General features: G+C 72.1%; 17 protein-coding genes. 3 read left to right on the forward strand and 14 right to left on the reverse strand.

The annotated features are described in order from the left end of the window. Positions 1-760: 760 nt before the first annotated feature. On the forward strand, positions 761-1,630 hold the full coding sequence (locus PZB77_RS07850) for a methyltransferase domain-containing protein (protein WP_275491846.1): 870 nt from the start codon (positions 761-763) through the stop codon (positions 1,628-1,630). A gap of 79 nt (positions 1,631-1,709) precedes the next feature. Here PZB77_RS07850 and ftsH read toward each other — a convergent pair whose 3' ends face one another. The 6 genes from ftsH to PZB77_RS07880 form a co-directional block, all read right to left on the reverse strand. Continuing rightward, complete coding sequence (gene ftsH, locus PZB77_RS07855; protein ID WP_275491847.1) at positions 1,710-3,629, reverse strand: ATP-dependent zinc metalloprotease FtsH; 1,920 nt, start codon at positions 3,627-3,629, stop codon at positions 1,710-1,712. A 203-nt stretch (positions 3,630-3,832) separates the two neighbouring features. Next, the gene (ffh, locus tag PZB77_RS07860) at positions 3,833-5,389 is read right to left on the reverse strand and encodes a signal recognition particle protein (RefSeq protein WP_275491848.1); all 1,557 of its coding nucleotides are present in this window, start codon (positions 5,387-5,389) and stop codon (positions 3,833-3,835) included. 167 nt (positions 5,390-5,556) lie between these two features. Then, positions 5,557-8,007, reverse strand: coding sequence for a [protein-PII] uridylyltransferase (locus PZB77_RS07865; RefSeq protein WP_275491849.1), 2,451 nt, complete (start codon positions 8,005-8,007; stop codon positions 5,557-5,559). A gap of 31 nt (positions 8,008-8,038) precedes the next feature. Next, on the reverse strand, positions 8,039-8,377 hold the full coding sequence (locus PZB77_RS07870) for a P-II family nitrogen regulator (RefSeq protein WP_275491850.1): 339 nt from the start codon (positions 8,375-8,377) through the stop codon (positions 8,039-8,041). After that, positions 8,374-9,723: an ammonium transporter gene (locus tag PZB77_RS07875; RefSeq protein WP_275491851.1), complete on the reverse strand. Its 1,350-nt coding sequence runs from the start codon at positions 9,721-9,723 to the stop codon at positions 8,374-8,376. The genes PZB77_RS07870 and PZB77_RS07875 overlap by 4 nt, the downstream gene beginning before the upstream one ends. Positions 9,724-10,076: 353 nt before the next feature. Then, positions 10,077-11,552, reverse strand: a complete 1,476-nt coding sequence (locus PZB77_RS07880) for a hypothetical protein (RefSeq protein WP_275491852.1) — start codon at positions 11,550-11,552, stop codon at positions 10,077-10,079. 442 nt (positions 11,553-11,994) lie between these two features. Between PZB77_RS07880 and PZB77_RS07885 the strand changes: the two genes are divergently transcribed. Then, a complete protein-coding gene (locus PZB77_RS07885) occupies positions 11,995-12,642 on the forward strand; it encodes a bifunctional DNA primase/polymerase (RefSeq protein ID WP_275491853.1) in 648 nt (215 codons plus the stop codon). Positions 12,643-12,728: 86 nt separating this feature from the next. Here the strand turns inward: PZB77_RS07885 and ftsY are convergent, their stop codons facing one another. The 5 genes from ftsY to PZB77_RS07910 all read right to left on the reverse strand — a co-directional run bounded on the left by ftsY (position 12,729) and on the right by PZB77_RS07910 (position 20,897). Next, positions 12,729-13,934 (reverse strand): signal recognition particle-docking protein FtsY, encoded by a 1,206-nt coding sequence (gene ftsY, locus PZB77_RS07890; RefSeq protein ID WP_275491854.1) that lies wholly within the window; start codon positions 13,932-13,934, stop codon positions 12,729-12,731. 276 nt (positions 13,935-14,210) lie between these two features. After that, complete coding sequence (locus PZB77_RS07895) at positions 14,211-15,629, reverse strand: sugar porter family MFS transporter (RefSeq protein WP_275491855.1); 1,419 nt, start codon at positions 15,627-15,629, stop codon at positions 14,211-14,213. A 208-nt stretch (positions 15,630-15,837) separates the two neighbouring features. Continuing rightward, a complete protein-coding gene (locus tag PZB77_RS07900; RefSeq protein WP_275491856.1) occupies positions 15,838-19,566 on the reverse strand; it encodes an AAA family ATPase in 3,729 nt (1,242 codons plus the stop codon). Between the two features lie 404 nt (positions 19,567-19,970). After that, positions 19,971-20,180 carry a hypothetical protein gene (locus PZB77_RS07905; RefSeq protein ID WP_275491857.1) on the reverse strand — a complete coding sequence of 70 codons (210 nt, stop codon included), beginning with the start codon at positions 20,178-20,180 and terminating at the stop codon, positions 19,971-19,973. A 435-nt stretch (positions 20,181-20,615) separates the two neighbouring features. Then, positions 20,616-20,897, reverse strand: coding sequence for an acylphosphatase (locus PZB77_RS07910; protein WP_275491858.1), 282 nt, complete (start codon positions 20,895-20,897; stop codon positions 20,616-20,618). Between the two features lie 159 nt (positions 20,898-21,056). Between PZB77_RS07910 and PZB77_RS07915 the strand changes: the two genes are divergently transcribed. Continuing rightward, positions 21,057-21,962, forward strand: a complete 906-nt coding sequence (locus PZB77_RS07915) for a CAP domain-containing protein (protein WP_275491859.1) — start codon at positions 21,057-21,059, stop codon at positions 21,960-21,962. Positions 21,963-22,004: 42 nt separating this feature from the next. On the opposite strand, the gene PZB77_RS07920 is transcribed toward PZB77_RS07915, so the two are convergent. The 3 genes from PZB77_RS07920 to PZB77_RS07930 form a co-directional block, all read right to left on the reverse strand. Further along, positions 22,005-22,826 (reverse strand): site-specific integrase, encoded by an 822-nt coding sequence (locus tag PZB77_RS07920; protein WP_275491860.1) that lies wholly within the window; start codon positions 22,824-22,826, stop codon positions 22,005-22,007. Continuing rightward, positions 22,823-23,038: a hypothetical protein gene (locus PZB77_RS07925; protein ID WP_275491861.1), complete on the reverse strand. Its 216-nt coding sequence runs from the start codon at positions 23,036-23,038 to the stop codon at positions 22,823-22,825. Before PZB77_RS07925 ends, PZB77_RS07920 begins: the two co-directional genes overlap by 4 nt. Before the next feature lie 83 nt (positions 23,039-23,121). Beyond that, entirely contained in the window at positions 23,122-23,415 is a 294-nt protein-coding gene (locus PZB77_RS07930) for a hypothetical protein (protein ID WP_275491862.1), read from the reverse strand. Between the last annotated feature and the right edge of the window lie 241 nt (positions 23,416-23,656).

Raw genomic sequence — 23,656 nt, forward strand, 5'->3', positions numbered from 1 at the left:
TGTTCCTATTCCGGGGCATCCCAAATAATTTGCACGTACCAGCCGGTTGGCGGCGATGCCCCGTGTACACGGGCGGGTACGCCGATCTGCGGAGAAGCCTCACAGCTCCCACCAAGGCCGTACGTAATAACGCGTAGACACTCTCGTCGGGTGGCGGGATCCGGGCCGCACCCGCGCACCCGAGGCGCATCCCGTCCGGCGGGGCCCGCGGAGGCCGGAGCGGGCCCTCGCCGACGCAGCGTCCCCGGGCCGGACCGGTACACGGCGAGGCTACCGGTCCTGTCCCCCGGACGGCCTACCGGCCCCGCACCCCGCCTCCGCGAGTCTCCGCGCCCGACCGGGGCACGCGCACGGGCCCTCGGTCCGGCCCCGCGCCCCGCCCCGTGACCACGTCGTACGCGGACGCGGGGTGCTCGACGTGCTGTGCTCCGCGTGTCGGGTAAGACTGACGGGAGGAACGGAAGGCCCGTGCACCGGGCGTCCGCCGCTCCCCGGCGGGTCACCGTTCCCCGTGGCACCACCTCGCGGACCGGCGGGTCCGCGACGAGAAGTCGGTACCGCCTTCCCCACGGCGAGAGTCGGCGGTGCGGCGCATCCCGCGCCCCGGAGGGGCGCACAACCGGGGCGCGCGATGAATGACCCTGCGCCCTCTGGACGCGGCGACACATGCGCAGTTCCCTGGCATACGGGGATGCGGACGCCCACACGCGGGGGCGCCCATTCGGGCATGACCGAACCTCTTGGCGATTGGGGTACATCCATGACACCAACGCTCGTCCGGCACCACAGGTACGCGGACACCCCCGCTCCGGTGGACACCGGTACCCGTGCCCGCGACTGGGCAGAGATCCAGGAGCGGATGCTGTCACCGCTGTACGAAGCGGTGTACGAACGACTCGACGTGGGCACCGGCACCCGCATGCTCTCCCTCGGCTGCGGTTCCGGGCTCGCCCTGCTGATCGCGGCGGCCCGCGGAGCGCGGGTCACCGGGGTGGAGACCGACCCCGACCGGCTCGCCCTGGCCCGGGAGCGGCTGCTGCCCCCGGGGGCGGACGGTCCCGCCGGACGGGCGGGGCCGTACGCCGCCGGCCCCGGCGTACCGCCCCGGCTGGTCGACGGTGACCCGTCGGCGGCGCCGGCGGACGGAGCGCCGTACACGCTGCTCACCGCGTTCGACCCGATCGGCGGCACGGCCGGCGACTCCGAGGCGCTGACCCCCGAGCTGCGGTCCGCCGTGCCGCTGGCGGCCCGGGGCGCGGCCGTGGTGCTGACCGGCTGGGGACCGCCCGAACGGTGTGCCACGGCGGCGGTGCTGGAGGTGGCGGAGCGGCTCGCCGATCCGTCCGGCGGCGCCCGGCGCCCGGCCAGGCGGGACGACCTGGAGGAGGTCGCCGCACGGGCGGGGCTCCGGCCGGACGGCTCCGGCCGGGTGTCCTGCCCGTTCGGCTACGCCGACCTGGAGAGCGCGGTCCGCGGGCTGCTCTCGACGGGGCTCTTCGACGCGGCGGTGCGGGCCACCGACCGCGACCAGGTCGCCGGGGAGATCGCGGAGGCGCTCCGTCCGCACCGGCGGTCCGACGGCACGGTCTGGATGCCGAACGTCTTCCGCTACCTGGTCTGCCTCTGCTGAAGCCGGCCCGTCACGGCGGGCGGTGTGCGGGGCACGGGCGACCGCCCGTGCCCCGCACGCCGCCGTCCGCCCGCGTCCCTCACACGGAAGGCGGCTTCTCCAGCCGGGTGATGCCCGCCGCGCGGTACGCCTCGGCCTCCTCCAGCGTCTCCTCGGCGAGCAGCGCCTCGGCGAGCGAGTCGAGGCGGTCGCGGTTCTCCCGCAGCAGCCGGCAGGCGTCCTCGTAGCACTCGTCGACGATGCGCCGCATCTCCTCGTCGATCGCGTCGAGCGTGCCGGGCGCCGCCGACAGGCCGTACGCCTGCTGGGCGTCGGCCGGGATGGCCGTGAGACGGCCCACCCGCTGACTCATCCCCCACCGCCCGACCATGCCGCGCGCCAGGCTGGTGACCTGCTCCAGATCGCTTTCGGCGCCCGTGGTGATCACGTCGTAGACCACGTGTTCGGCGGCCATGCCGCCGAGCGCGCCGATGATCCGTCCGCGCAGGTACTCCTCGGTGTAGGCGTACTTGTCGGCGTCGGGGGTGGAGAGTGTCACGCCCAGGGCGCGGCCGCGCGGCACGATGGTGACCTTGCGCACCGGGTCGGCGCCCGGCTGGACCATCCCGAGCAGGGCGTGGCCGCTCTCGTGGTAGGCGGTCCTGCGGCGCTCCTCCTCCGGCATGACCAGCGGTCGTTCGGCGCCCAGCTGGACCTTCTCCAGGGCCCGGGAGAGGTCCGTCTGCTCCACCTCGGACCCCTTGCGCTTGACGGCGAGCAGCGCCGCCTCGTTGGCGAGGTTGGCGAGTTCGGCTCCGGTCATGCCCGGGGTGGAGCGGGCCACCCGGGAGAGGTCCACGTCGTCGGCGAGCGGGATGCGCCGGGTGTGAATCTTCAGGATGGCCTCGCGGCCGCCCCGGTCCGGCGGGCTCACCTGCACGATGCGGTCGAACCTGCCGGGCCGGGTGAGAGCGGGGTCGAGGACGTCGGCCCGGTTGGTCGCGGCCAGGACGACCACGCCCTCCGAGCCGGAGAAGCCGTCCATCTCGGTGAGGATCTGGTTGAGCGTCTGCTCGCGCTCGTCGTGGCCGCCCATGCCGGCGCCGGCGCCCCGGACCCGGCCGATGGTGTCGATCTCGTCGATGAAGACGATGGCGGGGGCGACCTTGCGTGCCTCCGCGAAGAGTTCGCGCACCCGCCCCGCGCCGACGCCCACGATCATCTCGATGAACTCGGAGGCGGAGGCGGAGAAGAACGGCACCCCGGCCTCACCCGCGACCGCGCGCGCCAGCAGCGTCTTGCCGGTGCCGGGCGGCCCGGCGAGCAGGACCCCGCCCGGCATGCGGGCGCCCATCTTCCGGTAGGCGTCCGGGTTCTTCAGGAAGTCGACGACGTCGGCGAGCTCGCCCTCCACCTCGTCGATGCCCGCGACGTCGGCGAAGGTGGTGCGGGTGCCGCTCTCCAGCGCGACCGGTCTGGGCGGCGCCTTCCGTCCGAAGCCGCCCATCGCGCCGCCCGCCCCGCGCGACATCCGCCGGGCGACGAGCACCCAGAGCAGGATGAGGAGCAGCATCGGCGCCAGCGAGATCAGGAGGTTGGCGAGGAAGCTCCGTTGCTGGACGACCGGCTCGGCGGTGACCGTGACGTCGTCCTCGACCAGTTCGTCCCAGAGGTCGTCGTCGGCGAAGGCCGGCCGCTGGGTGGTGAACTTGGTGTACTCGGTGTCCTCTCCGGGGACCTTCGCCTTCTTCTTCAGCTCGCCCTGGATGGCGTCCCCCTTGGAGTAGATCTTGGAGACGTTGCCCGCGCTCACCTGCTTGGTGAACTCGGTGTAGGAGACGGTCGGTTCGTCGTCGCCGTTGAAGAAGGAGAGGACCAGATTGGCGATGAGGTAGACGATCAGGGCGGTGAGCAGCAGCCGGCGCCAGCCGCCGGGCATCCTGCGCCGCTGCGGCGGGGGCGCCCCTTCGGAGCGCCAGGGCTGGTCGGGGCGCTCGCGGGGAGGTACGGGGGTGGTCACACGCTCTCCTTCGCCGACGACCGCACGACCGCCGGCGACCGTGCGGGGCGGTATGCGTGACATTAGGCGAGAAAGCGCCCCCGAGCCCGTGGAGGGTCCGCTCCCTGGGCCGTACGCGGCACGCCGGAGGGGCGCGCACCGTCGCGGTGCGCGCCCCTCAGCAGCGTTGCCGGCGGGCCCGTGGGCCGGGCCGGCTCCGGGTGTCAGCCCATGAACTTCTTGAACTCGTCCGGCAGCTCGAAGTCCTTGCCCTGCGCCTCCTGGCCCGGTACGCCGAAGGCGTTGCCCTGCGCGGCGGCCTGCTCGCGACGGTCCGCGGCGGCCTGCTCCTCGGCCTTGCGCTTCATCGGGTTGCCGCTCTTGCGCTTCCCCTTGGCCTGCTTGATCTGCTTCTTCTGCCGGCCGGCACCGCCGCCCATGCCCGGCATCCCCGGCATGCCCGGCATGCCGCCGCCCTGGGCCATCCGCGACATCATCTTGCGGGCTTCGAAGAAGCGCTCCACGAGGTTCTTCACCGCGGAGACCTCGACGCCCGAGCCCTTGGCGATACGGGCCCGGCGCGAACCGTTGATGATCGTCGGCTCGGCGCGCTCCTTGGGCGTCATCGACTTGATGATCGCGGCGGTGCGGTCCACGTCGCGTTCGTCGATGTTGGCGATCTGGTCCTTGATCTGCCCCATGCCGGGCAGCATGCCGAGCAGTTTGGAGATGGAGCCCATCTTGCGGACCTGCTCCATCTGCGCCAGGAAGTCGTCGAGCGTGAAGTCCTTGCCCTTGCTCGACGCCAGCTTGGAGGCCATTTTGGCGGCCTCTTCCTGGCTGAACGTCTTCTCCGCCTGCTCGATGAGGGTGAGCAGGTCACCCATGTCGAGGATGCGGGAGGCCATGCGGTCCGGGTGGAAGGCGTCGAACTCGTCGAGCTTCTCGCCGTTGGACGCGAACATGATCTGCTTGCCCGTGACGTGGGCGATCGACAGGGCAGCACCACCGCGGGCGTCACCGTCGAGCTTGGAGAGCACCACGCCGTCGAAGCCGACGCCGTCGCGGAAGGCCTCCGCGGTGTTGACGGCGTCCTGACCGATCATCGCGTCGACGACGAAGAGGATCTCGTCCGGGTCGACGGCGTCGCGGATGTCCGCGGCCTGGCGCATCAGCTCCTGGTCGATGCCGAGGCGGCCCGCGGTGTCGACGATGACGATGTCGTGGACCTTGGCCTTGGCGAACTCGATGGAGTCCTTCGCGACCTTCACCGGGTCACCGACGCCGTTGCCCGGCTCCGGCGCGTACACGGCGACGCCCGCGCGCTGGCCGACGACGCTCAGCTGGTTGACGGCGTTGGGGCGCTGGAGGTCGCAGGCGACGAGGAGGGGGGAGTGCCCCTGTCCCTTGAGCCAGAGGCCGAGCTTTCCGGCGAGGGTCGTCTTACCGGCGCCCTGGAGGCCCGCGAGCATGATCACGGTGGGCGGATTCTTCGCGAACCGCAGCCGCCGGGTCTCCCCGCCGAGGATGGAGACGAGCTCCTCGTTGACGATCTTGACGACCTGCTGGGCCGGGTTCAGCGCACCGGAGACCTCGGCGCCGCGCGCCCGCTCCTTGACGTTGGCGATGAAGGCACGGACCACCGGCAGCGCGACGTCCGCCTCGAGCAGGGCGATACGGATCTCGCGAGCCGTGGCGTCGATGTCCGCCTCGGACAAGCGGCCCTTGCCCCGGAGGTTCTTGAAAGTCGCGGCAAGGCGGTCGGAGAGAGTATCGAACACGGCGCTCGTCGGTCCTCAGGGTCGGGGGCGTGGCAGGTCGCCTCCTAGAGTATCCGGCCCGGGCGAGCGGCCGTCCTCGCCGGTGGCGATCGGTACGAACGGGGCGGGGCCCGGCGCGCGGGGAGGACTCCCGCGCGCGCCGGGGCCCGCCCGGGACGGCACGCGGCTCAGCGCAGGGCGGCTTCCAGCGACTTCGCCACGGTGGCGGCCTCCTCGTCGGAGAGGAGTGTCCCGTCGGGGCGGGTGACGTAGACGGTGTCCACCGCGTTGGCGCCGAGGGTCGAGACGTGGGCCGAGCGCACGCGGACCGCGCTCTCCTCCAGTGCCCGGCCGATCCGGTGCAGCAGTCCGGGGGCGTCCTGGGCGCGGACCTCGATGACCGTGGCCTGCCGTGAGGCGGCGGATGCGACGGTGACCCGGGGCGGCGGGGCCTTGATGCCGCGCCGCCTGGGGTAGGCGGACTCCCGTTCGGCGAGGCGGGCCTGGATGTCGAGCGTGCCGTCGAGCACCCGCAGCAGGTCGGCGCGCAGGCGCGACGCCTGCGGCAGCGAACCGTACTCGGCGGCCACCCGCCAGCTGAGCAGCAGCAGGTCGGCGGATTCGCCCACCTCGGTGGGGGGCTCGACGGCCCGCAGGTCGGCGGCGCGGACGGTGAGGCGGTGCAGGGCGAGCACCCCGGCGACGGCGGGCAGCACCCCGGGGCGGTCCGGCAGCGCGATGAGGAGTTCGACGCCCACCGGTCCCGGGTCGCCCGACTCGGAGGGCGGTTCGGGCTGGGTGTGCAGGGCGAGGACGGGTTCCCCGGTGCACAGCGCCTCGACGGCGAGGCGCTCCTGTTCGGCGTCGGGCACCGCGGGGCCGGGGTCGAGGGGTGCCTCCCCGGCCAGCACGGCGGCCACCCGCCCGACGAGGTCGTCGACGAGGGAGGCGCGCCACGTGCTCCAGGCGGCGGGCCCGGTGGCCAACGCGTCGGCCTCGGTGAGCGCGTGGAGCAGTTCCAGGGTGGAGAGGGAGCCGACCGTCCCGGCGACCGAGGCGACGGTGTCCGGGTCGTCGAGGTCGCGCCGGGTCGCGGTCTCGATCAGCAGCAGGTGGTGGCGCACGAGGGTGGCGACGACGGCGACATCGGCCTTGTCGAACCCGATGCGGGTGGCCATGTCGCGGGCGATGACCTCCCCCGCGACGGAGTGGTCCCCGGGCCAGCCCTTGCCGATGTCGTGCAGCAGGGCGGCGACCAGCAGCAGGTCGGGGCGGCCGACCCGGCGGGTGAGGGAGGCGGCGCGGACGGCCGTCTCGACGAGATGGCGGTCCACGGTCCAGGTGTGGACGGCGTTGCGCTGCGGGCGGCAGTGGACCCGCTCCCAGTCGGGCAGCAGCCGGGTGACGATGCCCTCGGCTTCCAGGGCCTCCCAGACCGCGATGGTCGCCTCCCCGGCGCCGAGCAGGGTGACCAGTTCCTCGCGCGCCTCGGGGGGCCAGGGCACGGAGAGGGGGGCCGCCGCTCCGGCGAGGTGGCGCACCAGGTGACGGGAGAGCGGGAGCCCGGACTCGGCGGCGGCCGCCGCCGCACGCAGGGTCAGCACGGGGTCGCGCTCGGGGCGGGCGGAACGGGCGAGGACGACCTCGCCGTCCGCCTCGACCACGCCGTCGGCGAGCGGGGTGCGTTCCGGGGCGGGCTTCGCGCCGCCGAGCATGGCGCGGAGCCGGGGGCGCGTGGAGCGGGCGCGCAGGACGCGGTTGACCTCCCGCCAGGTGACGTCGGTGGCGTACGAGACGGTGCGGGCGGCCTCGTAGACCTGGCGCAGCAGGGCGTCGGCGTCGAGGAGTCCGAGCGCCTCGGCGACCTGGTCCTGTTCCTGGAGGGCGAGCCGGTCGGTGGCCCGGCCGGTCGCGAGGTGCAGGGCGTCGCGGGTGTCCAGCAGGGTGCGGCGCGCCTCGGCGAGTCCTTCGCGGGGGGCGTCGGCGACCCAGGAGGCGGCGACGGCCCGCAGCGCGGTGGCGTCGCGGAGGCCGCCGCGGGCTTCCTTGAGGTCGGGTTCGAGGAGGAACTGGAGCTCGCCCATGCGTTCGGCGCGCTCCTGGCACAGGTCGTGGAGGGCGGGCAGCCGCTTGGCGGCCTGGTTGCGCCAGTCGGCGAGGACGTGGGTGCGCAGCGCGGCGACGAGTCCCACGTCACCGGCGACCGCGCGGGCGTCCAGCAGGCCGAGGTGGACCTTGAGGTCGTCGCCGGCGGCCTTGCGGGCCTCCGCCGGGGTGCGTACGGAGTGGTCGAGCGCGAGGCCGAGGTCCCAGACGGGGTACCAGATGCGGTCGGCCAGCGCGGAGACGGCCGCGGCGTCGGCCGAACCGTCGTGCAGCAGGAGCAGGTCGAGGTCGCTGCGCGGGGAGAGCTCGCCGCGGCCGTACCCGCCGACGGCGACGAGGGCGGCGCCGCGCACTCCCGCGTGTTCGGCGGCGGCGGTGAAGAGGCCGTTCAGCCAGTCGTCGGTGAGACCGGCGAGGGCCGCACGGCGCGGCGGCCCGGACCGCGTCTCCTGCTGGAGGAGACGCAGCCGGGCCGCCGCATAGCCGCTGGGTCCCGAGTCTTCGGTTTCGGTGGTCACTTCGGTACTCGTCACCCAGCTGCCTTCCGTTCCACGGGCGTCGTTGTCAGAGGGCGTCCGGGCCGCGTTCGCCGGTCCGTACGCGGACCGCCGTGTCGACCGGCACGCTCCAGACCTTGCCGTCACCGATCTTGCCGGTGCGGGCCGCCTTCACGACGACGTCGATGAGCTGTTCGGAGTCCTCGTCCTCGACCAGGACCTCGATGCGGATCTTGGGTACGAGGTCGACGGTGTACTCGGCACCGCGGTAGACCTCGGTGTGGCCGCGCTGGCGTCCGTAGCCGCTGGCCTCGGTCACCGTGAGCCCGTGGACGCCGAAGGCCTGGAGGGCTTCCTTGATCTCGTCCAGCCGGTGGGGCTTCACGACCGCCGTGATGAGCTTCATGCGTCCACCTTCTTGTTCGGAGCTGCCGGGGTGTCCAGGACCGGTGCCGCGGTGCGGGAGGCCGCGCCGCCGCCGGCTCCGCTGAAGTCGTACGCGGTCTCGGCGTGCTCGACCTGGTCGATCCCGGAGATCTCGTCGTCCTCGGTGACCCGCATACCGATCGTCTTGTCGACGAGGAAGGCGAGGATCGCGGACACCACCAGAGAGTAGGCCAGGACGGAGAAGACACCGACGGCCTGCTTGCCGAGCTGGTCGAGTCCGCCCCCGTAGAAGAGGCCCTTGGCGTCGGACTGGACACCGCCGGTGGCGAAGAAGCCGATGAGCAGGGAGCCGGCGACACCGCCGACGAGGTGGACGCCGACGACGTCGAGCGAGTCGTCGTAGCCGAACCTGTACTTCAGGCCGACCGCCATGGCGCACAGGACACCGGCGATGAGACCGATGGCGATGGCGCCGAGCGGGCTGACGGCGCCGCCCGACGGGGTGATGGCGACGAGACCGGCGACGGCGCCGGAGGCGGCACCGAGGGTGGTGAAGGAGCCGTGGCGCAGCTTCTCGTAACCGAGCCAGGCGAGCATCGCGGCGGCGGTGGCGACCTGCGTGTTGACGAACATCACGGCGCCCACGCCGTCGTCGTTGCCCAGCCACGAGCCGGCGTTGAAGCCGAACCAGCCGAACCACAGGAGACCGGCACCGAGCATGACGAGCGGCAGGCTGTGCGGCCGCATCGGGTCGCGCTTGAAGCCGACCCGCTTGCCGATCACGAGGATCACGCCCAGGGCCGCGGCACCCGCGTTGATGTGGACGGCCGTACCACCGGCGAAGTCGATGACTCCCAGGTCGAAGAGCCAGCCGCCGGCTCCCCACACCCAGTGCGCGACGGGGAAGTAGACCACGGTCACCCAGAGGGTGATGAAGAGCGCCCAGGCGGTGAACTTCACGCGGTCGGCGAGGGCTCCGCTGATCAGCGCGGGGGTGATGATGGCGAACATCAGCTGGAAGACGGCGAAGACGTACACCGGGATGGTGTAGCCGTCCCAGAGCTCGTTCACACCGATGCCGCTGAGGCCGACATAGTCCGAGGACCAGCCGATGATCGAGCCGGAGTCGGTGCCGAAGGCGAGGCTGAATCCGTAGAGCACCCAAAGGATCGTCACGATCCCGAGGCTGATGAAGCTCATCATCAGCATGTTGAGGCTGCTCTTGACCCGGACCATGCCTCCGTAGAAGAAGGCCAGGGCCGGGGTCATGAGCATCACCAGGGCCGAGCAGATGAGCATGAACCCGGTGTTGGCGGCAGACAGCTGAGGGGTGTCTGCGGCAAGCGTCGTGATGCCTGGGGGCATCGGCGTCTCCTCGTCGTCGGAGCGGCCGCGGCGTGCGGGGGAAGGCTGCGGGACCACTGGGAAAAGGTGCGGGCCTTATGCGCCATGAGATTGGCCGAGCGCCGTTTCCAGGAATGCCGCTGGGTGTTTCGCCTCAGTGACGAAGCCACCGGGAGTGTTACGTCGGCATGAACCGGGAGCGTCGCATCCGGTGTCCCGCCTACCATGCCGCCCATGCCGCATACGGTGCGGTTGAACTCCCGCGACACGCGAATCGGCCACGGCGGTCCCCGTCCACCTGCTCCGGAAGGGGCCGGCCCGGGGTGGCGGGGCGGCCGCCGCGGCCGGTGGCCGCGGGGCGGAGCGGGGTGGTGTCAGACCGCTTCGGCGGTCTCCGGCAGCTGCTCGCCGAGCACCTCGGTGAGGTGCGCGACATCGGCCACGTCGCCGAAGTCCCTGGCAGCGGCGTCGACGGTCTTGCGCAGTCGGGTGTTGACGCGCTCGGAGCGGACCTTCTTGGCGACTTCGAGCGCCTGGCCGGCCAGCACGGTCGCCTGCTCGGGCTCGCGGCGCAGCAGATGGACGGTGGCCATGCCGATGAGGTTGAGCGCGTACGAGCGGTGATGCTCGTCGTCCTCGGCGAAGAGTTTGACGGCTCTGGTCATCGCGGGTTCGGCGAGCGAGGCGTACGTGGGACTGCGGCCGGCCACATAGGCCAGGTCACGGAAGGAGTGGGCGTTCTCGCCGTTGAGTTCGGCCTCGGAGAAGAACTTGATCCAGTCGGGCTCGGGCTCGTCGTCCAGACCGGCGTCGAGGTAGGTGTCCTCGGCCATGCGGACCGCGCGCTTGCACTTCCCGGGCTGGCCCATGTTGGCGAAGGCACGGGCCTCCATCGCATACAGCATCGCCTGGGTGCGGGAGGTCGCGCAGTCCCGGCTGCCGTACTGCGCGAGGTGGATCAGCTCCAGGGCGTCGTCGGGGCGGCCGAGGTGGATCATCTGGCGGCTCATGCTGGAGAGGATGTACGAACCGAGCGGCTTGTCCCCGGCCTCCTTGGCGGCGTGCAGCGCGAGGACGAAGTACTTCTGCGCGGTGGGCTGGAGACCGACGTCGTAACTCATCCACCCCGCCAGTTCGGCGAGTTCGGCGGCGCAGCGGAAGAGGCGGACGGCGGTGGCGGCGGGCTGCGGCTCCTGCAACAGGTCGGTGACCTCGTGGAGTTGACCGACGACCGCCTTGCGGCGCAGTCCGCCGCCGCACTGCGCGTCCCACTGGCGGAACATCGCCGTGGTGGACTCCAGCAGGTCGAGCTCGGGCTTGGAGAGGCGCGAGGGGCGGCGGGCGGAGGCGGGCGACTCGGGTTCGACCGCTCCGCCGGGGGTGACGGGAACCAGCCAGCGCTGCATGGGCTCGATCAGCGTGGGTCCGGCGGCGAGCGTCAGCGAGGAGCCGAGGAAGCCCCGGCGGGCGAGCATCAGGTCGCTGCGGGAGAACTCGCTGAGCAGCGCGATGGTCTGCGGGGCCGCCCAGGGCAGGTCCACGCCGGAGACCGAGGGCGACTGGTGGGCGGTCCGCAGGCCCAGGTCCTCCACGGCGACGACGCTGCCGAAGCGCTCCGAGAAGAGCTCCGAGAGGATGCGGGGGATCGGCTCACGGGGCTGCTCCCCGTCGAGCCAGCGCCGCACGCGCGAGGTGTCCGTACTGATGTGGTGGGCGCCCATCTGGCGGGCCCGGCGGTTGACCTGGCGCGCGAGCTCGCCCTTGGACCAGCCGCTGCGGACGAACCATGACTGTAGTTGTCCGTTGGGGCGCTTTCCGGCATTCGTGTCGCCTGCGCCACTGCCACTCACCGGAACGCCCCCCATCTCGCCGAAACCCCTTCGCGCGAACCTCTGCCCGGTTACCCACAATGCCGTAACCCGGCGCCGCCCGTACGGAAGTTGGCCGCCATCGAACAAGAAATCGGGTTGCCCTCGGCATACCCGCGGGGACTCATACTCCCAGAATCCGTGTACCGACGGTAATCCTACGATCACCCTCCCGGCGAGGGCGAATGGAGAAACGCCACCATTCGCCACCCCTTCGAATGAACACGTCCGGCCCGGGGCGCGCTTGACTTGACAGGCGCCTAACAACAGGGGGCGCGAAAGAGTGCTGCGGTGGTGCGCATCGGATCGCACCACCCCCCGCGCTCAGGTGCGCCACCCGTTCGGGGGCGACCGCGGCGGGCGCCCGATCCACCTGCGGCCGCCGCCACGTAACCATCGGCGCGTCGGACCCGTTGGAGGGGGCATGGGCTTCACGATCGGCGGCATCCGTGAGCTGGGATCCGGGTCGCGGCGGCGCGACCGCACGGCCGGCAGCACGTTCGTGGCGGAGTACACGGGGCGGTGGGGGTGGGCCGTGCGGCCCGGGGCCCGCGCGCGGACCGGCACCTGCTCCTGCGGCGACCGCCGCTGCGACGCGCCGGGCGCGCACCCCCTGGAGTCCGCCCGCGAGGTTCCCGCCGGAGCCTCCCCCGACGTCGCGGCCTGCGCGTGGGCGGACGTCCCGGGAGCCTCGATGATGCTGCCGGTGGGCCGCGCCTTCGACATCCTGGAGGTGGCGGAGGCGGCCGGACGGCGGGCGCTGGTGCGACTGGAGCGGATGGGGCTGCCGCTCGGCCCGGTGGCGGTGACCCCGGACGGCCGTGCACAGTTCTTCGTCGCTCCCGGAGCCGCCGCCCAACTGCCCAAGCTGCTCTACCGGATGGGCTGGGACGACGCGCCGCTCGACCTGCGCGCCCTCGGCCCGGGCACCCACATCACCGCGCCCCCCTGCGACCTCGGCGGCCTCGGCCCGGTGCGCTGGCTGCGGCCTCCCGCCCCCGGCACGGCGGCCGCTCCCCCGCCCGCCCGGCTCCTGCTGGGCACGCTGGCCTACAGCTGCCACCGCACCTGACCCCCGGCGGCGGGAAACGCCGAGGGGCGGCGGTCCCCGGTCGGGGACCGCCGCCCCTCGGCGTGCGTACGGAGTGCGTGGAGCGGTCAGTCGCCGATCAGCGCGTCGACGAAGGCGCCCGGCTCGAAGGGGGCCAGGTCGTCCGGGCCCTCGCCGAGCCCGATGAGCTTCACCGGTACGCCCAGTTCGCGCTGGACGGCGATGACGATGCCGCCCTTGGCGGTGCCGTCGAGCTTGGTCAGGACGATGCCCGTGATGTCCACGACCTCGGCGAAGACGCGGGCCTGGACCAGACCGTTCTGACCGGTGGTGGCGTCGAGCACGAGCAGGATCTCGTCGAGGGGACCGTGCTTCTCCACGACGCGCTTGACCTTGCCGAGCTCGTCCATCAGACCGGTCTTGGTGTGCAGCCGGCCGGCGGTGTCGATGAGGACGACGTCCGCACCCTGGGCGATGCCCTCCTTCACGGCGTCGAAGGCGATGGACGCCGGGTCGCCGCCCTCCGGGCCGCGGACCGTACGGGCGCCGACGCGCTCGCCCCAGGTCTGGAGCTGGTCGGCGGCGGCGGCGCGGAAGGTGTCGGCGGCACCGAGGACCACACTGCGGCCGTCCGCCACGAGGACCCGGGCGAGTTTCCCGGTCGTGGTGGTCTTGCCGGTGCCGTTGACGCCGACGACCATGACGACGCCCGGGGTCTCGGGCCCGCCCTCGGTCCTGACCTCACGGTCGAGGCCGGGACCGAGCAGGGTGATCAGTTCTTCGCGCAGCAGGGCGCGCAGCTCCTCGGGGGTCCGGGTGCCGAGCACCCGGACGCGTTCGCGGAGGCGTTCGACGAGCTCCTGGGTGGGAGCCACGCCGACGTCGGCGGTGAGGAGGGTGTCCTCGATCTCCTCCCAGGTGTCCTCGTCGAGGTTGTCCCGGGACAGGAGCGCGAGCAGCCCCTTGCCGAGGGAGTTCTGCGAGCGGGCGAGCCGGGCACGGAGCCGTACGAGGCGGCCCGCGGTGGGTTCGGGTACGTCGAGGGCGGGGGCTTCCTCCCCGACGACGGGCGGAGCCTCCTCGGCGGGGGCCCCGGTGTCCGGGAGACCGCCCTCCTCGGCGGTGCGCCGCGCTTCGTCGCGCGGCGCCTCGGGCTCCTCGCCGGCGCGGGGTCCGGCGGGAGGCGTGATGGTCGGCGTGCTCGACGGAGCCGAGGGCGGCAGCTGCTTCTTCTTGCGGCTGCTGACCACGAGCCCACTGATCAGGCCGACAGCGACCAGGGCGATGACTACAGCAAGGATGACGATGTCCATAACCCGTCCAGTATCGGCCACGGGCGGGGTCGCGGAGCTGCCTCCGCAGACCCCTGCGCATACGATGCCCGACTTTGCGCCTTTTGGCGGTCAGGGAGCAGGCCGGCCGACGGGGCGGGCGGGGCTCCGGTGCGGGGCGGGGACACCTCGCGGCCGTGGGTGGCGGGAGCCCTCGCGGCGCCGGGATCTCCCTGTGCGTCGAGGCACCCCGACACGCCGACCGCCCCGGCCGGAGCCGGGGCGGTGGGAGCGGTGCGGGCCGACGGGGCGGGCGGGTCAGCCCATCTCCTCCAGGGCCTTGCCCTTGGTCTCCTTCACGAAGAGCACCACGAAGGGGATCGAGAGGGCCGCGAAGCAGGTGTAGATGATGTACGTCCCCGAGAGGTTCCAGTCCGCGAGGCTCGGGAAGCTCGCGGTGATGGCCCAGTTGGCGATCCACTGCGCGGACGCGGCCACGCCCAGGGCGGCGGCGCGGATGCGGTTGGGGAACATCTCACCGAGGAAGACCCAGACGATGACACCCCAGGAGAGGGCGAAGAAGAGCACGAAGACGTGGGCGGCGATCAGCGCCACGGTGCCCTCGGTGTTGGGCAGTTTCCCGTCGACCAGTTTGGCGGAGAAGGCCCACGCCTCGAAGGCCAGCGCGACGGCCATGCCGATGGAGCCGGTGAGGGCGAGCGGTTTGCGGCCGACCCGGTCGACCAGGACCATCGCGATGACCGTACCGATGATGTTCACGATCGAGGTCGTGAACGAGTAGAAGAACGAGTCCGTCGGGTCGATGCCGACCGACTGCCACAGCGTCGCCGAGTAGTAGAAGGCGACGTTGATGCCGACGAGCTGCTGGAAGACCGAGAGTCCGATACCGACCCAGACGATGGGCAGGAAGCCGAAGCGGCTGCCCAGCAGGTCCTTGAAGGAGGACTTGTGCTCCCGGTGCATCGCCGTCTCGATCTCGGTGACGCGGGCGTCCAGATCGACGTTCTTCCCCTCCACCTCCGAGAGGATCTTGCGGGCCCGGTCCTTCTTGCCGACCGAGATCAGATAGCGCGGCGACTCCGGGATGGCGAAGGAGAGCAGTCCGTACAGGACCGCCGGCACCACCATCACGCCGAGCATCCACTGCCAGGCCTCCAGGCCGCCGATCTTGCCGCGCTGGTCACCGTCGGCGATCTGCAGGATGCCGTAGTTGACCAGCTGCGAGATGGCGATGCCGATGACGATCGCGGCCTGCTGGAAGGAGCCGAGGCGGCCGCGGTAGGCGGGCGGCGAGACCTCGGCGATGTAGGCCGGGCCGATGACGGAGGCCATGCCGATGCCGAAGCCGCCGATGATGCGCCACATCGCCAGGTCCCAGAGGGCGAAGGGGAGCGCCGAACCCACCGCGCTGATGGTGAACAGCACGGCGGCGATCTGCATGCACCGGATACGGCCGATGCGGTCGGCGATGCGCCCCGCCGTAGCGGCGCCGATGGCGCAGCCGATGAGGGCGATGGCGATGACCTGGGCGAGGGTTCCGGACCCGATGTCGTACCGGTCGCGGATGGCTTCGACGGCGCCGTTGATCACGGAGCTGTCGTAGCCGAACAGGAAACCGCCCATCGCGGCCGCGGCCGTGATGAAGATGACGTGCCCGATGTGGTCCGGGTGGGCCCCCCTGGCTCCGGACTCCGGTCCTTGCACTCTGCTGGTCACATGAACTCCTGGTGCCTGCCCGCAACGTCAGACGTGGATGGATGAGCCCTTCAAGTGGTACATACGAAACAGCTCGCCACCACTTGAATACGGAGCGGATGCGCCGGAGACCCTCCGTCGCACCGTCGTATGCGGACGTGTCTGAAAGCCGACTCCTACCCCGGTGCCCGCCATTCGCGTGAAGTCACCCGGGGAATTTCGTGAAGATTCAGCGAAGACGCTGACTGATGACTTTCGATACTCCGTCACCCTGCATGGAAACGCCGTAGAGCGCGTCGGCGACCTCCATCGTCCGTTTCTGATGCGTGATCACGATCAGCTGGGAACTCTCCTGGAGTTCCTCCATGATGCGGATGAGCCGCTGCAGATTGGTGTCGTCGAGAGCCGCTTCCACCTCGTCCATCACGTAGAACGGGCTCGGCCTGGCCTTGAAGATGGCGACCAGCAGGGCCACCGCCGTCAGGGACCGCTCGCCCCCGGAGAGCAGCGAGAGACGCTTCACCTTCTTGCCCGGGGGCCGCGCCTCCACGTCGACACCGGTGGTGAGCATGTGGTCCGGGTCGGTGAGGATCAACCGGCCGTCGCCGCCGGGAAAGAGCCGCGAGAAGACGCCCTCGAACTCGCGGGCAGTGTCCCGGTACGCCTCGGTGAACACCCGCTCGACCCGCTCGTCGACCTCCTTGACGACCTGGAGGAGGTCGGCACGGGTCTTCCTCAGGTCGTCGAGCTGCTCGGCGAGGAACTGGTGGCGCTCCTCCAGCGCGGAGAACTCCTCCAGGGCGAGCGGATTCACCTTCCCGAGTTGCTGGTACGCCCGTTCGGCCAACTTCAGCCGCTTCTCCTGCTCCGCCCGGACGAAGGGCCGTGGCCGGTTGCGCGGGTGCTCGGGGTCCTCGGGCAGCTCCTCGCCCTCCGCCGGCGGCGACGGCGGTACGGGCTGGCCGGGGCCGTACTCGGCCTCCAGCGTCGGGGGGTCGACGCCCAGCTCCTCCAGCGCCTTCGTCTCCAGCTGTTCGATGCGCAGCCGCTTCTCGGCGCCCAGCACCTCGCCCCGGTGGACCGAGTCGGTGAGCTTGTCCAGCTCCTCCTTGAGGTCCCGGCCGGCTCCGCGGGCGGCGGAGAGTTCGTCCTCCCGTCCGGCCTTGGCGGCCTCGGCCGCCGCCCGCTCCTCCTGCGCACGGACCACGGACACCTCGACGTGCGCGAGGAGCTGGCGGGCGCCGGAGGCCACGGCGGTGGCGACGGCCGCCTCGTGGCGCAGCCGGGCGCGGCGCTGCTCGGCGCGGGCGCGGGCCTCGCGTTCGGCCCTGGCCCCCCGGTCGAGGGAGTCGGCCCGGCCCGCGAGCCCTTTGACCCGCTCCTCGTGGGTACGGAGCTGGAGACGGGCCTCCATCTCGGTCTGGCGGGCGTTGGCACCGTCGGCCGCGAGCCGGTCGCGCCGCGCGGTGTCCGGTTCTTCCTCCAGGGGTGTCTCCTCGGCGACCAGCAGGCGTTCGGCCAGCACCTCGGCGTCTTCGGTGGCGCGGTCCAGCGCTTCCTGGGCGCGCACGGCCGAGGCGGCGGCCCGTTCGGCCTCGCCCGCCGCTCCCCTGGCCTGCCCGGCGAGGCGGCCCAGCTCCTGGGCCACCTGGGACTTCTCGCGCTCCGCGCTCCTGCGGCTCGCCCCCAGCTCGTCCACGCGGGCGGAGGCTTCCGCCCGCCGCTCGCCGGCCAGCCGCTGGATTTCGGCGAGTTCTCCGCACGCCACGGCGAGCGCGGCCAGCTCCGCCGCCGCCTCGTCGACGGATGCCTGCACCTCCAGCAGGCTGGGTGCCCCGGCCGACCCGCCGTGCGCGAAGTGGGCGGAGAGCACGTCTCCCTCCGCGGTCACGGCGGTGAGTCCCGGTGCGGCGGCGACGAGCCGCTCGGCGTCCTCCAGCGTCGCCACCACGACCATGTCACGGGTCAGCTCCCGCACGGCGGCCACGAGTCCACCCGGCGCTCGGACGAGCCCGGAGACCGGCCGGGCGGCGCCGGCTTCCCCCCGGCCCGTCCGCCCGGCGGCCGTGCCGGACCCGCTCGCGGACCCACCGGCCGGCGCTGCCGGCGCGGCGGGCACGGAAACCTCCGACGGGGCGGCGACGGCCTGCGGCGGAACCGCGGCCGGCTGCCCGGAGGCGTGCTCGGCGCCCTGTGCCGGTACCCGCCCCGCCTCCTCGCCGGTGCCGCCGCCGGGCCCTGTGCTTCCGAGCAGCAGTGCGGCGCGGCCCGCGTCCTCGGCACGGAGCAGCCGGATCGCGTCGGCGGCGGACGCGGTCCCGGTCACCGCGACGGCGTCCGCCGCCGCTCCGAGCGCCGCGGCCACCGCCACCTCGTACCCGGGTTCGACGTCGAGGAGGCGGGCGGCCGGACCGAGCAGCCCGGTCAGCCGGTCCCCCGCTCCGAGCAGCGCGCCGGTGCCGTCCTTGCGGCGCAGCCCGAGCGCGAGGGCGTCGTGGCGGGCGGCGGTCGCGGCCCTGCTCCGTTCGGCCTCGGTCACGGCGTCGCGGGCGGCACCGTGTGCGGCCTGCGCCGCCGCGAGGTCCCGCTGTGCGCGGGTGTGCGCCTCGGTCAGTTCGGCGTCGTCCGCGTCGAGTCCGTCGACCTCGGCCTTGAGCTGCTCGTACTCCTCCTGTGCGGCGGCGGCCCGCTCCCCCGCCCCGTCCCGGGCGTCGGCGAGGCGGTCGATCTCGGCCTGGGCGGCGGCGGCCCGGCCGCGGGCGGCGTTGACCTGGCCGCCGAGCCGGGCCAGCCCTTCCCTGCGGTCGGCGAGGGCCCGCGCGGCGTCCTTGAGCCGGCGTTCCTCCGCCGCCAGCTCCCGTTCCAGCTCGGCCCGGTGTGCGGCGGTGTCCTCCAGCGCGTACTCGGCGGCTTCGAGGGCGGCGGTCGACTCCGCTTCCTGCTCCCGGATCCGGGCGGCCTCGCGTTCCATCTCCTCGGGGTCCCGCCCGCGCCGCTCCTCCTGAGGTGCGGTGGCGGCGCTCTTCACCCGGGCGTCGGCGAGCGAGACCGTGCCGCGGACCCGCTCGGCGAGTTGCGACAGCTCGTACCAGCTCTGCTGCGCCCGCTGGAGGCGCGGGGCGAGGCGGCGGACCTCGCCCTCCAGCTCGGCCTCCCGCGTCTGCGCCTCCCTCAGCCGCGCCTCGGCGACGTCCTTGCGGCGTTTCAGCTCGGCCTCGTCGGCGATCTCCTCGCGCAGCGCGCCGCGCAGGGTCACCAGGTCGTCGGCGAGCAACCGCAGCCGTGTGTCGCGCAGGTCGGCCTGGATGACCGCGGCGCGCCGGGCCACGGCGGCCTGCCGGCCGAGCGGCTTGAGCCGGCGCCGGAGTTCCTCGGTGAGGTCGTGGACGCGGGCGAGGTTGGCGCCCATCGCGTCGAGCTTCCGCAGCGCCTTCTCCTTGCGCCTGCGGTGCTTGAGGACGCCGGCGGCCTCCTCGATGAACGCCCGGCGGCCCGTCGGGTCGGCGTGCAGGACGGAGTCCAGCTGTCCCTGGCCGACGATGACGTGCATCTCGCGGCCGATGCCGGAGTCGGAGAGGAGCTCCTGGATGTCGAGCAGCCGGCAGGTGTCGCCGTTGATCTGGTACTCGCTGCCGCCGTTGCGGAACATGATCCGGGTGATCGTCACCTCGGCGTACTCGATGGGCAGCGCGCCGTCCGAGTTGTCGATGGTCAGCGAGACCTCGGCGCGGCCGAGCGGCGGGCGGCCGGTCGTCCCGGCGAAGATGACGTCCTCCATCTTGCCGCCGCGCAGCGACTTGGCGCCCTGCTCCCCCATGACCCAGGAGAGCGCGTCGACCACATTGGACTTGCCCGACCCGTTGGGGCCGACGACGCAGGTGATCCCCGGTTCGAAGCGCAGCGTGGTGGCGGAGGCGAACGACTTGAAACCGCGCAGGGTCAGGGCCTTGAGGTGCACGCCGCCGGACTCTACCTTTCGCGTCCGGTTTCACCGCTGAGGGCGCAGGGCACATCTGACGTTAACCGCAGCACCGATCGCCCCGGTGGACGGGATGCGGGACGGTGACGGGGCAGGGGGCTGACCCGGGTGCGCGGGGTTGACGCGAGGGGGAAAGAAAGAGGGGACGCCGAAGCGTCCCCGGTGGAGCGTGGCACGTGCGCGATACCGCTCGCGCACGGTCCTGCCGGCTCTGGAATGACCGGCTGTGCGGATCGTCCCGGACGGCGGATCAGTGGCCGAACAACCGTGATCACAGGAGACCACGATGTCCGGTTCCGCCGATCCGCGGTGAAGACGATGCCGAGGTGCTCCGGGGCCGCTGAGGTGTCTGCGGGCCCGGCCGGCCCCGTGCGGGCGACCGGTCAGGTCAGAGCGGGCTCTGCCTGGGGTACGTCGATGTCGATGCTGTCGAGCAGCGACTGGTGCTGAGCGGCGGCGTTGAGCGCGTCGTTCTCGTCCTGGATCCGTACGAGCTCGGATTCCAGGTCCTGGACGCGCTTTTGGAGCCGTCGCATCTCGGCGAGGAGTCGCGGGTCGGAACCGCCGACGTAACCGAGAAGCGCCTTTGCCATGATGGATGGTCCTCCACACTGAGTGACCGACCGAAGCGGTGTGGGTCGTGAGGGAATCGCACCCGCGATGCCCGGCAGTGCTCTTGTCATCACTGCGGTTACTGCGGAAACAGCCCTGTCGAACAGCTGAGGTGCGCGGGGATTTCAGAGTCTCACCAAAAACTTTGACGGTCAACACGATCACACCCCGTGGGCGCCGCCATCCGCGGGGCCGGTGTCCGGACGATCTCGCGGCCCGGGGCCGCCGGGGGTGCTCACCGCTCCGGCGATCTTGGGCAATCGGGTAGCTTTGCACGCTCGCCCGCCTTTGGCAAGAACGGATCCTCCCCGTGCTTCCCGCAGGTCATTCGCGGTACGGCGCTGCGGCGCCGACGGGGAGGGAGGCCGGTGGGCGCCGCGTGGCCGGCGCGGGGAGCCGGGCACACCGCCCCCCGGTCACCGGATCGCGAACCCGTCGTATCCGCCGCGCGGCGTGTCCCAGATCTCAGTGACTCCGTCCACGCGTCCGGGCGTGTCGTCGGAGCGGAGCCACTCCAGCAGACGGTGGCAATTCTCACGCGGTCCCTCGGCGACGACCTGCACCCTGCCGTCGTCCAGATTGAGGGCGAACCCGGCCAGTCCACCGATCTCCAGAGCGTTTGCCCTGGTGAACCAGCGGAACCCTACTTGCTGTACTCGGCCGCGTACCCACACCACGAGCCGTGCGTCTTCACTCATACCGGAACGCTAACCGGGCCGGCCCGCGCGAACCCTCTCGGAGGCCGTCCGCCATGGCGTACAGTCCGGTCGCAATGCTCACCCGTTCGGGTGAGCGCCACGGACACGGTGACGTCCCGGGGAGCCCCGGGCCGCCGAGGCACGAGGAAGGCACAGCGCATGGGACGCCACCGACGATCCGCCGCTGACGACGACGCCGCCGTTCCCTCCGGGGCCCGGCACTCGGGCGGTCCCCGGAGGAACAAGCGCCGGGTCCCCCTGCCGGTGCGCGCAGGACTGCTCGGGGTCTCCGCCGCCGTGGCGGTGGGTGCCGTCGCGGTCGCCTCCGGAATGCTTCCGGGCGGGCAGACGTACAGCCTGGGCGAGAACTCGCACGACGAAGGGGTAGCCGACTCCGGCGGCGCCCCGGACCTGCTCACGCAGGGCACCGCGAGCGCCGACCCGACGGGCAGCGGCCCGGCCACCACCCCGGCGAGCCGGGGCGGCGGGCGTCCCGCGTCCCCCTCGGCGCCGGCCTCCGCCTCCCCCTCCGCGTCGCCCACCGAGAAGAGCGCGAGCCCGGCCCCGTCCGCCACCCCCACCGTGCGGAAGACGACCGCCGCCCCGGTCGTGACCACGTCCGCGCCCCCCGCGCCGCCGGAGACGACCTCGGCGGCGCCGGAGTCCGAGGCTCCCGAACCGGCCACCGACACCACGGCGCAGACGGCGGTGCTGACGCTCGTCAACCAGGAGCGGTCGAAGGCCGGCTGCAGACCGGTGACGCTCAGCTCCTCCCTGACCTCACTGGCCCAGGACTTCAGCCGGGACATGGCGGCCCGGAACTTCTTCGACCACACCGACCCGGACGGCGACACCCCCTGGGACCGTGCCGACGCGGCCGGGATCACCAACCTCGGCGGGGAGAACATCGCCCGCGGCCAGGCCGACGCGCAGGCCGTGATGGACAGCTGGATGAACAGCGAAGGCCATCGAGCAAACATTCTCAATTGCGATTACACGACCCTGGGCGTCGGCGTCCACATCGCCGACGGCGGCCCGTGGTGGACCCAGGACTTCGGCTTCTGAGAAGCCCGCAGGTCAGAGGCTCCTCCTTTCCTCTGGGCCGTATCAGGGCCGTGACGCCTCCCCGCGCCCTCTGAAAACACCGTCCACCGCCGCCCGGGTGCGAGTCTCGCTCGCAGGCATTAGGTGGGTGTACGTCCGCAGCGTGAAGCCGGGGTCATGGTGCCCCAGGTACTCGCTGAGCGCCTTGATGCTCTCCCCCGCGTCCAGCAGCACCGACGCGTAGAAGTGCCTCAACGCGTGCGTGCCGTTGTCGCGGATCATCGGCACGCCGGCGGCTTCAAGAGTGGGCTTCCACACCCTGTGATTGAAGCGGTTGCGGTTCAGCGCCAGGCCCTCGGGCCCGTAGAGAATGAGCGTCGCGGTCACGAGCGGCCCGTTCAGGTCCTTCCACGGCAGGGTGACCTCCCGCGCCGGGTATTGCGCGATGTGCGCCCGCAGTGCTTCCGCAACCGACTCCGGCAGGGGAACGTCCCGCTCCTTGCCCCCCTTGGGCGGAGCGAACACAGGACGGTTCCGCAGGAGCTTCACCTGCCGTGCCACGTGCACGACGCCGCCGCCGAGGAAGTCCACGTCCTCGATCGCAAGCCCGAAGACCTCCCCTTGCCGCAAACCACAACCGGCGGCAGGCTCGACCAGCACGCGGTAGCGGTCGGGAAGCGCCGCGCGCACGGCCATCACCCGATCGACCGACCAGGGCTTCACCTTGCGGGGGTCGCAGCCGCCCGTACGGCGCACCTGCTCCTGCCACCGCTCGAAGCCTGGGGCGTTGGCGACCCGTAAGAGGTCGGCGAGGGTCAGGGGGTCGGTGCTCAGGGAGGCCGCGGAACCGGCAACGGCCTCCGGGGCGACGGGGAAGGAGGTCACTGGTGGTCCTCCGCCGGGTAGCCGTGCCCGATCGGCGGGTAGAAGCCGCGCACCTTCGCGTCTTCCTCGGCGTAGTGCGCGTCATCGACCACCGTGAAAAACCGGGTGTTGGGGCGGACGTCGTGAGCGTCGAGGTACATACCGATCTGCTCGGTACGCCTCTCGTCCGCCCACTCAGCCGCGTGCAGGGCGTCATCGGGAAAGGCGGTCACACGCCCACCTCGTCCACGTCATCGCCGTACGCGCGGTAGACCCGGAAGGTGTCGTCCCCAACGAAGCCGTACACCGGTTCGTGCTAGCCCAGGCGGAAGGTCAGCATCGCGTTGGTCTGCTCGACACAGTCGAGCCGCGCACGGTCGGGGAAACGACCACGGAACCAGCGCCGCGTCTCTGCCGGGACCGGACCGTGCAACCGCAGAACCCGGTAGTACTGCGACTCCATGCCGGAGCGGTACACGTCTTCGAAGCCGAGCCGATCAACGCCCTGCGCCACCCAGGCGAGCACCTGCGGCGGGACGCCCCTCGACCAGGAGAAGCCCGTGGGCATGTCGGAGGCGTACAGCGCGACCGCTCGTTCCGCGCCCGTCATCCGCAAGATTGTGAGCAAGGCACGCTCAGCGGAAGTATCCGAACTGGGACGCGCAGCTAAGAGCGTTGCAGGCATGATGGAAGCTCCCTCAGGGGATGGGGAGCGGCACATCTGCTTGGCCGTAGGGTGCTGCTCCCGGCTACTCAGCTAGCGGTTCACTTAACCCGCTTGCTCAACTTGTTGGTACAAGTTGATGTGATGATGCTGCACCGCACGAAGCTCCGCGTCAAGAGATTCGACG

The organism is Streptomyces sp. AM 2-1-1, from assembly GCF_029167645.1.
Lineage (GTDB): Bacteria > Actinomycetota > Actinomycetes > Streptomycetales > Streptomycetaceae > Streptomyces.